The organism is Vibrio sp. Vb2880, from assembly GCF_033337975.1.
In the GTDB taxonomy this organism is placed as follows: Bacteria; Pseudomonadota; Gammaproteobacteria; order Enterobacterales; family Vibrionaceae; genus Vibrio; species Vibrio alginolyticus.
Genome location: NZ_JAWORT010000076.1, coordinates 1 through 940, shown reverse-complemented (window position 1 = coordinate 940; position 940 = coordinate 1). Strand labels below are relative to the sequence as shown.

Below are 940 nucleotides of genomic sequence, written 5' to 3'. Positions count from 1 at the left end.
ATAATGGTGCGGAAGGAGAGACTTGAACTCTCACACCTTGCGGCGCCAGAACCTAAATCTGGTGCGTCTACCAATTCCGCCACTTCCGCAACTTAATCTATAGATATCAAGATAATTGGTAAAATCTCAATATCGTTGTATATGGCAGGGCTACCTGGATTCGAACCAGGGAATGGCGGCATCAAAAGCCGCTGCCTTACCGCTTGGCGATAGCCCTACAGCGTAAATAGTCAAAGACTACTTAACCTCTCTTATCGAGAGAAAGAATGGTGCGGAAGGAGAGACTTGAACTCTCACACCTTACGGCGCCAGAACCTAAATCTGGTGCGTCTACCAATTCCGCCACTTCCGCGTATTCTGATAGTGTAGATTAATTTAAGATGGTGCGGAAGGAGAGACTTGAACTCTCACACCTTGCGGCGCCAGAACCTAAATCTGGTGCGTCTACCAATTCCGCCACTTCCGCATCTTAAATCTACGTGACTGATAGCTTATGCTAGCAATCCAATCAATGGTGGCTACGACGGGATTCGAACCTGTGACCCCATCATTATGAGTGATGTGCTCTAACCAGCTGAGCTACGTAGCCATTTTAAACTTTTGATCAAGAATGGTGCGGAAGGAGAGACTTGAACTCTCACACCTTGCGGCGCCAGAACCTAAATCTGGTGCGTCTACCAATTCCGCCACTTCCGCAACTTGATCTGTAGATATCAAGATAATTGGTAAAATCTTAATATCATTGTATGTGGCAGGGCTACCTGGATTCGAACCAGGGAATGGCGGCATCAAAAGCCGCTGCCTTACCGCTTGGCGATAGCCCTACATTGCTCTAATAAAAGAGACTTAAATAATGGTGCGGAAGGAGAGACTTGAACTCTCACACCTTGCGGCGCCAGAACCTAAATCTGGTGCGTCTACCAATTCCGCCACTTCCGCA

8 tRNA genes are annotated in these 940 nt (G+C 47.6%); all 8 read right to left on the bottom strand.

Annotation, left to right across the window (positions count from 1 at the left end):
* Positions 1 to 4: 4 nt before the first annotated feature.
* Positions 5 to 89 (bottom strand) — tRNA-Leu (locus R7M92_RS24970).
* Between the two features lie 53 nt (positions 90 to 142).
* Positions 143 to 217, bottom strand: a tRNA-Gln gene (locus tag R7M92_RS24965).
* 50 nt (positions 218 to 267) lie between these two features.
* Positions 268 to 352: transfer RNA gene (locus R7M92_RS24960), tRNA-Leu, on the bottom strand.
* 29 nt (positions 353 to 381) lie between these two features.
* Positions 382 to 466, bottom strand: a tRNA-Leu gene (locus R7M92_RS24955).
* Between the two features lie 46 nt (positions 467 to 512).
* Positions 513 to 589, bottom strand: a tRNA-Met gene (locus tag R7M92_RS24950).
* Between the two features lie 22 nt (positions 590 to 611).
* Positions 612 to 696 (bottom strand) — tRNA-Leu (locus R7M92_RS24945).
* 53 nt (positions 697 to 749) lie between these two features.
* A tRNA-Gln gene (locus R7M92_RS24940) sits at positions 750 to 824 on the bottom strand.
* A 30-nt stretch (positions 825 to 854) separates the two neighbouring features.
* Positions 855 to 939: transfer RNA gene (locus R7M92_RS24935), tRNA-Leu, on the bottom strand.
* Between the last annotated feature and the right edge of the window lies 1 nt (position 940).